Here is a 13,045-nt window from a genome sequence, read left to right as displayed (position 1 = left end):
CGTGAAGCCAGCGGGGTTCGCCTACCACCGGCCGGCCACCGTCGACGACGCCGTCGCGGTGCTGGCCGAGGTGAGCCCTGCCGGCAAGGTGCTGGCCGGGGGCCAGAGCCTGGTCCCGCTGCTCAACATGCGGCTGGCCGCGCCCGAGCACCTGGTGGACATCAACCGGCTGACGGAGCTGGCCTACGTGCGCGTCGACGGCGACGAGGTCACCGTCGGCGCGCTGGCCCGGCACGCCGACGTCGAGCACGACGACGCCGCGTACGCCGTCCTGCCACTGCTGCGCGACACCCTGGAGCACGTCGCGCACCCGACGATCCGCAACCGTGGCACGACGGTCGGCAGCATCGCGCACGCCGACCCGGCCGGCGAGCTCACCGCCGTGCTGACGCTGCTCGGCGGCACGGCGACGTTGCGCTCCATGAGGGGCGAGCGCACCGTCGCGGCGGCCGACTTCTTCACCGGCCCGCTGACCACCTGCGCCGACGCCGACGAGCTGGTCACGTCCGTCACGTTCCCGGTACCGGAGGGCCGTACCGGGGCCGTCTGGACGGAGGTGGCCCGCCGGCACGGCGACTACGCCGTCTGCGGGACCGGAGTGGTGGTGACACTTGACGACGACCTGCGGGTCGCCGGTGCCAGATCGGCGTACGTCTCGATGGGCCCGGAGCCGGCGGTGCTCGACCTCACCGACGCGGTCGCCGGGGCGATGTACGACGACGCGGACTGGGCGGCGGCCGGGCGACTGGCCGCCGGCCGGCTGGAGCCCGACGACGACATCCACGCCACCGCCGCCTACCGGAGCCACCTCGCCGAGGTGCTGACGGCCCGGGCGGCGGGCGACGCGGCCCGGCGGGCGGCCGTCGCATGAGCGCCGCCGAGGAGCTGTACGAGGTGTCGCTGGTGGTCAACGGCGTGCCTCGGTCGGCGACGGTGCCGGCCCGGCGGCTGCTGTCGGACTTCCTCCGCCACGACCTGGAGCTGACCGGTACCCACGTCGGCTGCGAGCACGGCGTCTGCGGCGCCTGCACGGTGCTCGTCGACGGCCGGCCGATCCGGTCCTGCCTGCAGTTCGCCGTCACCGTCGACGGCGCCGAGGTCACGACCGTCGAGGGCTGCACGCGGCCCGACGGCGAACTGGGCCACGTCCAGCAGGCCTTCCGCGAGTGCCACGGCCTGCAGTGCGGCTTCTGCACGCCCGGCTTCGTCACCACGATCACCGCCTACCTGGAGGAGAACCCGGCGCCGACGGCGGACCAGGCGCGCGAGGCGATCGCCGGCAACCTCTGCCGCTGCACCGGCTACCAGAACATCGTCGCGTCCGTGCTGCGCGCCGCCGAGCTGCGGGCGGAGCGGGCATGACGACGAGGGCGTTCGGCGAGCCGATCCAGCGGCTGGAGGACCCCCGGCTGCTCACCGGGCAGGGCCGGTTCCTCGACGACATCGGGCACGGTGCGCTGGCCGCCGCGTTCGTCCGCAGCCCGCACGCGCACGCGCGGATCGTGAGCATCGACGTCACCGACGCGGTGGACGTCGACGGGCTGGTCGCGATCTACACCCACGAGGACCTCGACGGCCGGGCCGGCGAGCCGCTGCCGCTGCTCATCCCGCACGCGGCCCTGACCCACGGCCGCACCGCGTACGCGCTGGCCAAGGACGAGGTCAACCACGTCGGCGAGCCGATCGCCATGGTCGTCGCGACCGACCGGTACGTCGCCGAGGACGTCTGCGCGCGGATCCGGGTCGAGTACGACTTCCTGCCGCCGGTCGTCGGCATCGAGGCCGCCCGCGACGGCGAGCTGCTGGTGCACGAGGACGTCCCCGGCAACGTCGCAGCACACATGGTGCAGTCCCGCGGCGACGCGGTGGCGGCCATCGAGGCCGCCCCGCACGTGCTCGAGCTGGACCTGGCGATCGAGCGCAGCGCGTCCACCCCGCTGGAGGGGAAGGGCGTGCACGCGCGCTGGGACGCCGACGACGCCAGCCTGCGCGTCTACACGTCCACCCAGGCGTCGACGTCGGTGCGGGCGGCGCTGGCGGCGCGGCTGGAGCTGCCGCCGGACCGTGTCGAGGTGATCGCGCCCGACGTCGGCGGCGGGTTCGGCGTGAAGATCGTGCACCCGTGGCCGGAGGAGGTGCTGGTCCCGTGGGCGGCGATCCGGCTCGGCCGCGAGGTCAAGTGGGCCGAGGACCGCCGCGAGCACTTCGTCGGCGCCGCACACGAGCGCGGCCAGCTGCAGCACGTCAGGGTCGGCTTCGACGACGACGGCCGGCTGCTCGGCCTCGACGTCACCGTCTGGCACGACAATGGCGCCTACACGCCGTACGGGATCATCGTCCCGATCATCACGACAACGCAGCTGCTCGGGCCGTACAAGCCCGGCGCCTACCGGGCGGAGTTCTTCAGCCTCTACACGAACACCGTCACCGTGACGCCCTACCGCGGCGCCGGGCGGCCCCAGGGCTGCTTCGCGATGGAGCGGACGATGGACGCCGTCGCCGCCTACCTGGGGCTGGACCGGACGGTGGTGCGCGAGCGCAACTTCATCCGGCCCGACGAGATGCCCTACGACCACGGCCTGATCTTCCAGGACGGCCGGCCGCTGATCTACGACTCCGGCGACTACCCGGCGACGCTGGAGAAGCTGAAGAAGCTGGTCGGCTGGGACGAGTTCGAGGCGTTCCGGGACGAGGCGCGGGCCGCCGGGCGGCGCGTCGGCATCGGCCTGGCCTGCTACGTCGAGGGCACCGGCGTCGGTCCGTACGAGGGCGGCTGGGTGAAGGTCGAGACGGACGGCTCGGTGGTCGCGGCGACCGGGCTGACCACCCAGGGCCAGGGCCACAAGACGGTGTTCGCGCAGGTCGTGGCCGCGGAGCTGGGCGTGCCGGTGGACCGCGTCACGGTGACGACCGGCGACACACGGCGGTTCGGGTACGCCGTCGGGACGTTCGCCTCGCGCGCCGCGGTGATGAGCGGCAACGCGCTGGCCACGGCGGCCCGGAAGGTGCGCGACAAGGCGCTGCGGATCGCCGGCGAGGCGCTGGAGGCCGACCCGCGCGACCTCGAGATCGTCGACGGCGTCGTGCGGGTGGTCGGGTCGCCGTCCGGGGCGCCGGGCGGGAGCATCCCGCTGGCCACCGTCGCCGTGCTGGCCAACCCGCTGCGCTACGCGTTCGACCGCGAGGCCGAGCGGGCGACGCAGTTCGGCGGCCCCGTCGACTACTCCAAGCCGCCGGTCGCCGAGGGGGAGTCGCCCGGGCTGGAGGACACCGGCTACTACTCGCCGCCGCGGTCGACGTTCGCGAACGGCATGCACGCGGCCATCGTCGAGACCGACCCGGACACCGCCGAGATCACCATCCTGCGCTACTGCGTCGTGCACGACTGCGGCACGCTGATCAACCCGCGCCTCGTCGAGGGCCAGATCCACGGCGGCGTCGCCCAGGGCGTCGGGGGAGCGCTGTACGAGCGGATGGTCTACGACGACGCCGGCCAGCTGCTGAACGCGTCGTTCATGGACTTCCTCATGCCGTACTCGACCGAGGTGCCGTTCATCGAGACCGACCACCTCGAGACGCCGTCGCCGCTGAACCCGCTCGGCGTCAAGGGCGCGGGCGAGGCCGGCGTGATCCCCGGGTCGGCGGTGCTGGCATCGGCGATCTCCGACGCGGAGGGGTTCGCGATCACCCGGATGCCGATCTCGCCGTCGGACCTGTTCTCTCTCCGTCTCGCTCGGGAGTCGCGATGAAGGTCTCTGGAACCGCCGTCCTGCACGCGCCGCGGGCCGACGTGTGGAAGGCGCTCAACGACCCGGCCGTGCTGGTGCGGACCATCCCCGGCTGCCAGCGGCTGGAGTCGTCCGGGCCGGACCAGTACCGCATGACGGTCTCGGCCGGCGTTGGGACGATCAAGGGCAGCTACGACGGCGACGTGCGGCTGCACTCGCAGCGCGAGCCTGCCTCGTTCGTGCTGACGGCGTCCGGCGCGGGCGCGCCCGGCACGGTGAGCGCCGATGTGCACGTCACGCTGACCGACGCCGAGGACGGCTCGACCCGGCTGGAGTACGACGCCGACGCGATCGTCGGCGGCATGATCGGCGGCGTCGGGCAGCGGATGCTGGCCGGCGTCGCCAAGAAGACGGCCGGCGAGTTCTTCGCCGCGGTCGACGACGTGCTGACGGGGCGCGCGCCGGCCGCGCCGGTCCTGGCCGCTGGGCCGGCGGTCCCGGCGGCCGCGGGCGTGTACGAGGCGCCGCCGCGGCCGGCGAGCTCGGCCGCCTCGGGCGACTTCACCCGCGGCATCCTCGTCGGCGCCGCCGTCGCCCTGGCCGGCGTCGCCCTCGGCGGCTGGCTGTCCGGGCGCTCCCGTCGCGCCTGACGACCTCCTGGCGGGCCGTCTCCGGGCCGCCCGCCAGGCTTGCACGACCATCAACACGCCTGCATGCGTAGTGCGGCAGGGGATTTCGTGGTGAACGTGATCATCTCGGCCCGGCTCAGGCGCCCGGTGCAGGTCCAGGTCGGCGATACGCTGGAGCAGTTCCACGAGGAGGCGAGCAGCATGCGGGCGTTCACCGCGGCCGCGGTCCAGGTGCGGCCGCTGGCCGAGCCGCTGACCGCGCAGAGCGTCAAGGCCAACATCGAGCACGCGCTCGACCACGTCGAACGATGCGCGGCCGACACCGGCGCGGAGCTGATCGTGCTGCCCGAGTCGGTGACCACCGGGTTCACTCCGGCGCTGCCGGCCGACGAGCTGTGGGACCTCGTCACCGACGTGCCCGGCGCGCTGGCCGAGCCGTTCCAGGAGACCGCCCGCCGGCTCGGCGTGCACCTGGCGTGGGGGACGTACGAGCGTGGGCCGGAGCGCGGCGGCGTCTACAACTCGGCGGTCCTGGCCGGGCCGGACGGCGAGATCGGCGGCGTCTACCGCAAGACGCATCCGTTCTGCACCGAGCTGGCCTCCCGCGGCGGCTGGGTCACCCCGGGCGACGACGTCTGCGTCGTCGACACCGAGCTCGGGAAGATCGGCCTGATCATCTGCTTCGACGGCGACTATCCGGAGCTGTCCCGGATCACCGCCGTCCGCGGCGCGGAGGTGATCCTGCGCCCGTCGGCGCTCCTGCGCTCGGCCGACCTGTGGGAGCTGACCAACCGGGCCCGCGCCTACGACAACCACGTCTACGTGATCGGCGCCAACGCGACCGGCGCCGACCCGGCCGGCGTGCTCTACTTCGGCAACTCGATGATCGTCACCCCGATCGCCGAGGTGGTCGCGCGGGCGGCCAGCCACGAGTGCTGGGTGTCGGCGCGGCTGGACCCCGACGCGGCGCTGCGCTCGCTGACCCCGGGCTCCAGCATCGGGCAGGGCTTCGACCACCTCGCCGACCGCAACCTGGAGCTGATCCGCCGGCACGTCGACGAGCTCACCCGCCCGGCCGCGAGCCCGTTCAGTCGCGGCTGACCGGCCAGACGATCTCCGTCTCGAACTTCGACGGGTCGTTCACCTCCGCCGGGTCGTTGACGTAGACGTCGTAGGGCGCGCCCGCGGAGCGCAGCCCCTGGGCGTCGATCCACGACTCGACCTCGCGGTAGGCGATGCCCAGCTCCTCGTACGGGCCGACGTGCAGCGTGACGGCGGCCAGCCCGCCCCGCGCCCGGTGCAGGCTGAACCCGTCGGGCGCCCGCGTCAGACCGGCCACTGGCACGCAGGCCTCGACGGTCCAGGTGTCGTCGGCGAGGTCGAGGTACACCAGGCGCGGCGAGCCGTCCGGTCGTCCCCCGGCCGCCGCGATGGCGTCGTAGAGCCGGTGGTAGGCGACCCGGCTGGTCTCGCCCAGCGAGTCCATGGGCGCGGGGTAGGTGGTGCCGAGGACCTCGGCGGCTGCGGTCTCGCGGGTGCTGATCTCGTACGTCATGACGGCTCCCATCCGGATGAAGGTCTCGACACGCTGGAGCAGGTGCCGATCGCGGTCGACGCGCCGCTCGAGCACCAGCCGATGGGCGTCGAGGAGGTCGCGGACACGGTCCGGGTCGGACTCGGCCAGCACCTGCCTGATCGTCGCCAGCGGCATGTCGAGCGAGCGCAGGGTGGCGATGATCCGAGCCGTCGTCGCCTGGTCCGGGCGGTAGTACCGGTAGCCGGTGTCCGGGTCGACGTGGGCGGGGCGCAGCAGACCCATGTCGTCGTAGACCCGCAGCGCCTTGATGCTCAGCCAGCACAGCCGGGAGAATCGGCCGATCGGCAGCAGCTCGTCCATCGCCACTCCACTCACGTCCAGGAGCCTGGACTCTTCCCCAGGGGACGAGTCAAACACGTCAGCGCAGCTTCGGGATCACCTCCAGGGCGAGCCGCTCGAACCGCTCCGCGGTGGCCGGCGCCTGCCCGCCGACGATGAGCGGCGGCCGCGGCCGCCGCACGGTCGCCGGGCCGGTGGGCAGGTCGCGGACGGTGTACCAGTCGCCCTCGAACGTGTACGGGCCGCCGTCGCGGCGCAGCACCTCGTCGAGGACGCGGACGTACTCGGGGTAGCGGGCCACCCGCTCCCGCACCGGCCACGGCGTCGTGCAAGTGGCGTGGTGGTCCGACGCCATGATGCCGGCGCCGATGCCCAGCTCCAGCCGTCCGCCGGACAGCTGGTCGACGGTGAGCGCCTCGAGGCGTCGCACCCGTAGCTGTGGACTCCCATGATCATCAACCTTCCGGGTCGTCATGCCAGCCCGAAAGGTTGATGATCATGGGCAGGGCGACCAGCAGGGCGGCCAGCCGGATCCCACCGGCCAGGGGATACGGCGCGCGCAGGCCGAACTCGTGCGCCACGACGCCGCTGAGCAGGGCGCCGGCGGGGATCAGCCCCCAGCCGACCAGCCGGTGCACGCTCATCGCCCGGCCCAGCAGCTCGGCCGGGACCAGCCGCTGCCGCAGCCCGATGCTGACCAGGTTCCACAACGTGACCCCCAGCCCGATGACGGCGAGCAGCGCGCCCAGCGCGACGGCGGAGCCGGCGAGGCCGATCGCCAGCGCGGCCGCCGCGTTCACCGTCAGCGCCGCGAGCAGGACGGCACGGTCACCGCAGCGGCGTAGCAGCCAGGGCCCGGCCACGCCGCCGGCGAGGCTGCCGACCGCCGCCGTCGCCAGCAGCAGGCCGAACCCGCGCGCCGTCACACCCAGCTCCGACGTCGCGAGCAGCACCAGCGTCGCGTTGCCGAGCTGGAAGCAGAACGTGTTGACGGCGGCCAGCAGAGTCAGCGTCCGCAGCAGCCGGTGCGCGGCCAGCCACCGCAGCCCGGCGGCGATCTCCGTCCGCAGCGACGACGTCACCCGGGCAGGGCGTCCGCGGTCCGCGCGCAGGGTCGCCAGCAGCGCGGCCGCCACCGTCAGCACGACCGCGTCGACGCCGAACGGCAGCCCGGCGGCGACGGCGAACAGCAGGCTGCCCAGCGGCGGGCCGAGGAACTGCTGCCCGACGACGGCGATGGTCTGCTGGTAGCCGTTGGCCGACGGGAGTCGGTCCGGCGCGACCAGCGACGGCAGCAGCGCCTGCGCCGCGGTCCCCGTCAGCACCTGCCCGGCGCCGAGGCCGAACGCCAGCGCCGTCAACCCGGCGACGCTCAGGCGGTCCGTCGCGGCCAGCACGGCCACGACCGCGGCGAGGACGGCCTGGACGGCGACGCCGCGCCACATCATCGCGGCCCGGTCGTGCCGGTCCACCAGCGCGCCGGCCGGCAGCGAGAACAGCAGCCACGGCACGTACGCGGCCGCCGCGACGGCCGAGACCAGCCGCGGGTCCCGGGTCAGCGTCGCGGCGAGCAGCGGGACGGCCGCCGCGAACACGCCGTCGCCGGCGGTGCTCAGGCTGGTGGCGACGGCGAACCGGCGGTAGCGGGCCATGCCGGCGATCGTCGCGGGATCCTCGCCCCGCGCTCCATGTTGTAGCGCTGGGCTACATAATCGGGACATGGCGCTGACCGTCGAGCTGGGCGTGGACGAGCTGGCGTCCACCCGGTTCGCGGTGTCGCCGCTGTCGGAGACGGTGGCCGCGCTGCAGCAGCTGGCCGGGCTGGACCGGCAGGCCGTGCACCGGCGCTGGCTGCAGTGGGCCCAGGACGAGCTGGCCCACGAGCCGCTGGCGCTGCCGCTTACCTGGCCGCTGCTGTTCGGCGACGCGCGCGGCTGGCCGGAGTTCCTGGTCCCGGCGCCGGCCGGGCCGGGCGGCTCCATCGACGACGACCTCGCGGCGCTGCGCCGCACGCCGGCCGCGTCCGTTCGCGCAAACCTGCGGCGCCGGTTCGGCGACACCGCGCCGTCGGCCGCCGTCGCCGACCTCGCCGCCGACCCGCACCATGGCCTGCGCGAGCTCGCCGCCGAGCTGCGCACCGCCCACGACCGCCTGATCGCGCCGCACTGGCAGCGGATCAGCGCCGTCCTCGCCGCCGACATCGCCCACCGGGCCCGGCGGCTGGCGCGCGGGGGAGCGGCCGCCCTCTTCGCCGACCTGCACCCGGACCTGCGCTGGCGGGACGGCCGGCTCGAGCTCGGCGGCGACCGCTGGCGGCAGGACAGCACCGTCGACCGGGGTCCCGGCGGGCTGGTGCTGATGCCGGTCGTGCTCGGGTCAGCGTACGTGCTCATCAAGCGGCGCACGTCGACCCAGACGACGGTGCGCTACCCGGCCCGCGGCGTCGCGGCGCTCTGGTCGGTCGCGCCGGAGCACGCGCCGGCGGCCGCGACTGTCAGGCTGCTCGGCCGGGCCCGGGCCGAGCTGCTCGGCGCGCTGCGCTCACCCGCCTCGACCACCGACCTGGCCCGCGCCCTCGGCGTCACCCCCAGCGCCGTCGGCCAGCACCTGCGGGTGCTGCGCGAGAACGGCTTGGTCGAGGGCGAGCGGCACGGCCGGACCGTCCTCTACCGGGTGACGGCGCTCGGCGCGGCCCTGGCGGCCGCACCGTACGGTGGTGAAGAGCCGATCGCGAGGGAGGTGCGTTCATGAGGACGCTGGAACTGCCCGACGTCACCGAGTGGACCCCCGAGGCGCTGGAGCGGTTGTCGCCGGAGTTCCGGTACGAGGTGCGGGAAGGAAACCTCGTCGTGATGGCCGCGGCGAGGCGTCCTTGGCACGCGGACGTCCAGTCCCGGGTGCGGAACCTCCTGGTGGATCCAGGCAGGCCCACCTACATCGAGCAAGGTGTGATCCTGCCCCACGGCGAGATCCGCACGTGCGACGTCGGTGTCTTCGCCCGCCCTCCGTCCGGCACGAGCGCCTATCATCCGGCCGCGGACTTCGCCCTCCTGGTCGAGGTGGTCTCCGAGGGATCGCGGCGAGAGGACCGTGAGGTGAAACCACGCCTCTATGCGAGCGCCGGGGTACCGGAGTACTGGCGCATCGAGGAAGACGTCGACGGCGAGGCGATCGTCTACCAGTACCGGCTCGCCCGGCCGGCGGACGGCTCCGCAACGTACGTCGAGACACGCGTGACGACGCTCACCACACTCGAAGCCTGACCCTTGGCAGCAGTTGCCGACGCCGGGCGTCCGGGCCGCAGGTTGAATCGAGCCCATGATCCGCATCGGCATCGACACCGGCGGCACGTTCACCGACGTCGTCGCCGTCGACGAGGAGACCGGCCGGCAGGCGAGCACGAAGACGCCGTCGACGCCGGGCGACCCGGCCGAGGGGTTCATGGCGGGTGTGCACAAGATCCTCGGCCAGCTCGGCGCCACCGGCGAGGACGTCGCCGCCGTCGTGCACGGCACCACCGTCGCGACCAACCGGCTGCTGGAGGGGAAGGTCGGCGGGCTCGGGTTCGTCACCACCGAGGGGTACGGGCACCTGCTCGAGATCGCCCGCCAGTCGGTCCCGGACGGCTATGGCAACAGCTACTTCTGGGTGAAGCCGCCGCGGATCGTCCCCGCCGACCTCGTCCGCACCGTCGGCGGCCGGCTCGCCTTCGACGGCGGTGAGATCAGGCCGTTCAGCGAGGACGACGCCGTCGCCGCGGCCCGGTTCTTCCGCGAGCGCGGCATCACGACCATCGGCGTGTGCTTCCTGCACTCCTACGCCAACCCCGAGCACGAGCTGCGCATGCGCGACGTGCTCGCGCGGGAGCACCCGGACGCCGTCGTTTCCATCTCGGCGGAGGTGCTGCGGGAGTACCGCGAGTACGAGCGCAGCGTGACGACGCTGGTCGACGCCGCGGTGAAGCCGAGCATCGCCCGCTACGTCGCGACGATCGCGGCCCGGCTCGGCGAGCTGGCCGACCAGCCGACCGCGTTCTACATCATGAAGTCCAACGGCGGCGTGCTGTCCGCCGACGAGGTGGTCCGCCAGCCCATCTCGACCGTGCTGTCCGGCCCGGCCGCGGGCGCCCTGGGCGCGGCGGTCGTCGCACAGGCGGCCGGCTTCCCGAGCGTCCTGACGCTGGACGGCGGCGGCACCTCCACCGACGTCGCGGTCGTCGTCGACGGGCACCCGGCGCTGACGACGGAGGGCAGCGTCGGCGCCTACCCGAGCAAGATCCCGATGATCGACGTCGTCACCGTCGGCGCCGGCGGCGGCTCGGTCGCCTGGCTGAGCCCGGAGGGGACGCTGAAGGTCGGCCCGCGCTCGGCCGGCGCCGACCCCGGCCCGCTCTGCTACGGAACCGGCGGCGCCGAGCCGACCGTCACCGACGCGCACCTGCTGCTCGGCCGGATCCCGCCGCACCTGCTCGGCGGCGAGATCCCGCTCGACGTGGCCGCGGCTCGGGACGGCATCGCGGACCTCGCGGGGCGACTCGGCCTGACGCCGGAGCGCTGCGCCGAGGGGATCCTGGAGATCTCCGCCTGGAACCAGGCGAACGCGCTGCGCCAGGTCACCGTCACCCGCGGGCTGGACGTCCGCGACTTCCACCTGGTCTGCTCCGGCGGCTCCGGCTCGCTGCTGGCCTGCCGGCTGGTCGACGTGCTGGGCCTGGCCGGCGTGCTGGTCCCGCCGGACCCGGGCAACCTGTCCGCGTACGGGCTGCTCACCGTCGACGTCCGCAACGACTACGTGCGGACGGCGGTCGCGCGGCATGCGGCGCTGGACCCCGACGCCGTCGCGAAGACGTTCGACGACCTGACGGCGGAGGCGTCCGCGGCGCTGGAGCGGGAGGGGTTCGCGGCGGGGGAGCGGCGCTACCTGCGCACCGCCGACCTGCGCTACTTCGGCCAGGCGTCGGAGGTGCGGGTCGACGTGCCGGACGGGCCGGTCACGGCGCAGCTCGCGGACGCCGTCGCCGCCGCGTTCCACGCCGCGCACCGCAAGCTCTACGGCTACGACTTCGCCTGCGACACGCGGCAGGAGGTCGAGTGGGTGAACCTGCGGGTGACGGGGGTCGGCCCGATCGCCCGCCCGTCCCTGCGCACCGTCGCGCCCGGGAGCGGAGCGCCGCCCCGGACCACCAGACAGGTCGACTTCGGCGCCGGCTGGACGGAGACGGCGATCCACGACCGGGCCGCGCTGGGCGCCGGTGACGCCGTCGCGGGGCCGGCGGTGATCGAGGAGTTCGGCTCCACCGTCCCGATCCACCCGGGCTTCCGCGCCGTCGTCGACGCGCACGGCAACCTGCTGATCACCCGGGAGGCCACATGAGCGCGGACCCGATCCTGGCCGAGATCGTCGAGGGCTACCTGACGTCGGTGGAGAAGGAGGTCGAGACCGCGATCGGGCGCACGTCGCGCTCGCCGATGATCCGCGACGCGCACGACTACCGGGCCGGCATCCACGACCGGAGGCTCCGCAAGCTGACCGGCCGCTCGTACTCCGCGCTCGTCCACCCCGTCGTCCGCGACTACCCGATCGAGACGATGCGGCCGGGCGACGTGTTCTTCCACAACGACGTGTACCTGTCCGAGGGCGGCATCGGGCACCTGCCGGACCTGTGCGTCACGGCCCCGGTCTTCCACGATGGCGAGGTCGTCGCGTTCGTCCAGGCGTTCGGGCACCACGACGACATCGGCGGCACCGTCCCCGGCTCGATGCCCTCGCACGCCACCAGCGTGTTCGAGGAGGGCCTGATGGTCCCGCCGATCAAGCTGTGGGACCAGGGGGTGCCGAACGAGGCGGCGCTGAAGATCATGACCCGCAACTCGCGGATGCCCGAGTCGCTGGCCGCCGACCTCGACGCCGAGTGCGCGGCCTGCCTCATGGGCGCGCGCCGGCTGGCCGAGCTGTTCCAGCGGTACGGGCGGGCCGACGTCGAGGCGTGCTTCGACGCGATCCTGGACAGGACGACGGAGACGTTCCGCCGCGAGATCCTGGCGAAGATCCAGCCCGGCACGTACGTGTGGGAGGACTACGCCGAGCACGACGGCGTCGACGAGCCGCGGCTGCACACGCAGCGGATCACGCTGACGCGGGAGCTGGCGCCGGACCGGCTGGTGATCGACTTCAACGGCACCGGGCCGCAGGCCAAGGGCCCGATCAACCACTGCGGCGACTACGCCGACGGCGCGTTCCTGAAGAAGTGGCTGGCCCCGATCCTGCGCAACCTCGCCGACTCGCCGGAGCGGATGGCCGAGCTGGAGGTCAACGAGGGCGTCGTGCCGCTGATCGAGATGCGGTTCCCGCCGCCCGGCACGCTGCTCACCCCGGTGTTTCCGGCGCCGACGAACGCGCGGACGTTCGTGATCCTGCGGCTGCTCGGCGTGCTGGCCGGCGTGCTGGCGAAGGCGGTGGACGGGCGGATGCCGGCGGACCAGGAGACCATCCGCTACACCGGCATCTACGGCGACGACCTCGACGGGCGGCCGTATCTCATGCGCGAGGTGCTGGGCGGCGGGTCGGGCGGGCGGTACTACGCCGACGGGGAGGACACGATCCACGTGGTCCCGGACTCGCGGAACCTGCCGACGGAGTTCAGCGAGGCGCGCTTCCCGTTCGTCGTCGAGTCGCTCGGGCTCGCGGTCGACTCCGGCGGGCCGGGACGGTACCGCGGCGGGCTCGGCTACGAGAAGCGGCTGCGGATGCTGCGCGGCGCGCACTTCATGTCGATCGCGGACCGGTCGATCCTGTCGCTGTCTCTTATACAC

The 13,045-nt window shown here is 73.8% G+C and carries 12 protein-coding genes; 9 read left to right on the top strand and 3 right to left on the bottom strand.

From position 1 onward, the window contains the following. The first annotated feature begins 1 nt into the window (after nucleotide 1). The 5 genes from C1I92_RS21100 to C1I92_RS21080 all read left to right on the top strand — a co-directional run bounded on the left by C1I92_RS21100 (nucleotide 2) and on the right by C1I92_RS21080 (nucleotide 5,458). Nucleotides 2-871 (top strand): FAD binding domain-containing protein, encoded by an 870-nt coding sequence (locus C1I92_RS21100; protein ID WP_111256623.1) that lies wholly within the window; start codon nucleotides 2-4, stop codon nucleotides 869-871. Next, a complete protein-coding gene (locus C1I92_RS21095) occupies nucleotides 868-1,362 on the top strand; it encodes a (2Fe-2S)-binding protein (protein WP_111256622.1) in 495 nt (164 codons plus the stop codon). Before C1I92_RS21100 ends, C1I92_RS21095 begins: the two co-directional genes overlap by 4 nt. Next, on the top strand, nucleotides 1,359-3,749 hold the full coding sequence (gene cutA, locus C1I92_RS21090; RefSeq protein ID WP_111256621.1) for an aerobic carbon-monoxide dehydrogenase large subunit: 2,391 nt from the start codon (nucleotides 1,359-1,361) through the stop codon (nucleotides 3,747-3,749). The genes C1I92_RS21095 and cutA overlap by 4 nt, the downstream gene beginning before the upstream one ends. Next, nucleotides 3,746-4,378 carry an SRPBCC family protein gene (locus C1I92_RS21085; RefSeq protein ID WP_111256620.1) on the top strand — a complete coding sequence of 211 codons (633 nt, stop codon included), beginning with the start codon at nucleotides 3,746-3,748 and terminating at the stop codon, nucleotides 4,376-4,378. The genes cutA and C1I92_RS21085 overlap by 4 nt, the downstream gene beginning before the upstream one ends. A gap of 180 nt (nucleotides 4,379-4,558) precedes the next feature. Then, nucleotides 4,559-5,458, top strand: a complete 900-nt coding sequence (locus C1I92_RS21080; protein WP_111256649.1) for a carbon-nitrogen hydrolase family protein — start codon at nucleotides 4,559-4,561, stop codon at nucleotides 5,456-5,458. Here the strand turns inward: C1I92_RS21080 and C1I92_RS35465 are convergent. The 3 genes from C1I92_RS35465 to C1I92_RS21065 are packed head-to-tail and all read right to left on the bottom strand — an operon-like array spanning nucleotide 5,445 to nucleotide 7,885. Continuing rightward, nucleotides 5,445-6,254 carry a MerR family transcriptional regulator gene (locus tag C1I92_RS35465; RefSeq protein ID WP_111256619.1) on the bottom strand — a complete coding sequence of 270 codons (810 nt, stop codon included), beginning with the start codon at nucleotides 6,252-6,254 and terminating at the stop codon, nucleotides 5,445-5,447. The genes C1I92_RS21080 and C1I92_RS35465 overlap by 14 nt on opposite strands. A 58-nt stretch (nucleotides 6,255-6,312) precedes the next feature. Then, nucleotides 6,313-6,663 (bottom strand): LLM class flavin-dependent oxidoreductase, encoded by a 351-nt coding sequence (locus tag C1I92_RS21070; protein WP_158564221.1) that lies wholly within the window; start codon nucleotides 6,661-6,663, stop codon nucleotides 6,313-6,315. Nucleotides 6,664-6,688: 25 nt separating this feature from the next. After that, complete coding sequence (locus tag C1I92_RS21065) at nucleotides 6,689-7,885, bottom strand: MFS transporter (protein ID WP_199521443.1); 1,197 nt, start codon at nucleotides 7,883-7,885, stop codon at nucleotides 6,689-6,691. A gap of 67 nt (nucleotides 7,886-7,952) precedes the next feature. On the opposite strand from C1I92_RS21065, the gene C1I92_RS21060 reads away from it, so the two are divergent. From C1I92_RS21060 to C1I92_RS21045, 4 genes are all read left to right on the top strand, one after another. Then, entirely contained in the window at nucleotides 7,953-8,984 is a 1,032-nt protein-coding gene (locus tag C1I92_RS21060) for an ArsR/SmtB family transcription factor (RefSeq protein WP_199521442.1), read from the top strand. Further along, nucleotides 8,981-9,496, top strand: coding sequence for a Uma2 family endonuclease (locus C1I92_RS21055; protein WP_111256617.1), 516 nt, complete (start codon nucleotides 8,981-8,983; stop codon nucleotides 9,494-9,496). The genes C1I92_RS21060 and C1I92_RS21055 overlap by 4 nt, the downstream gene beginning before the upstream one ends. A gap of 55 nt (nucleotides 9,497-9,551) precedes the next feature. Next, on the top strand, nucleotides 9,552-11,606 hold the full coding sequence (locus C1I92_RS21050; RefSeq protein ID WP_111256616.1) for a hydantoinase/oxoprolinase family protein: 2,055 nt from the start codon (nucleotides 9,552-9,554) through the stop codon (nucleotides 11,604-11,606). Then, the coding region (locus tag C1I92_RS21045) for a hydantoinase B/oxoprolinase family protein (protein WP_111256615.1) at nucleotides 11,603-13,045 on the top strand (1,443 nt) is incomplete at its 3' end. The genes C1I92_RS21050 and C1I92_RS21045, both read left to right, overlap by 4 nt.

Origin of the sequence: Jiangella anatolica, from assembly GCF_003236295.1 — a bacterium.
In the GTDB taxonomy this organism is placed as follows: Bacteria; Actinomycetota; Actinomycetes; order Jiangellales; family Jiangellaceae; genus Jiangella; species Jiangella anatolica.
This window is presented reverse-complemented; position numbering and strand designations above follow the sequence as displayed.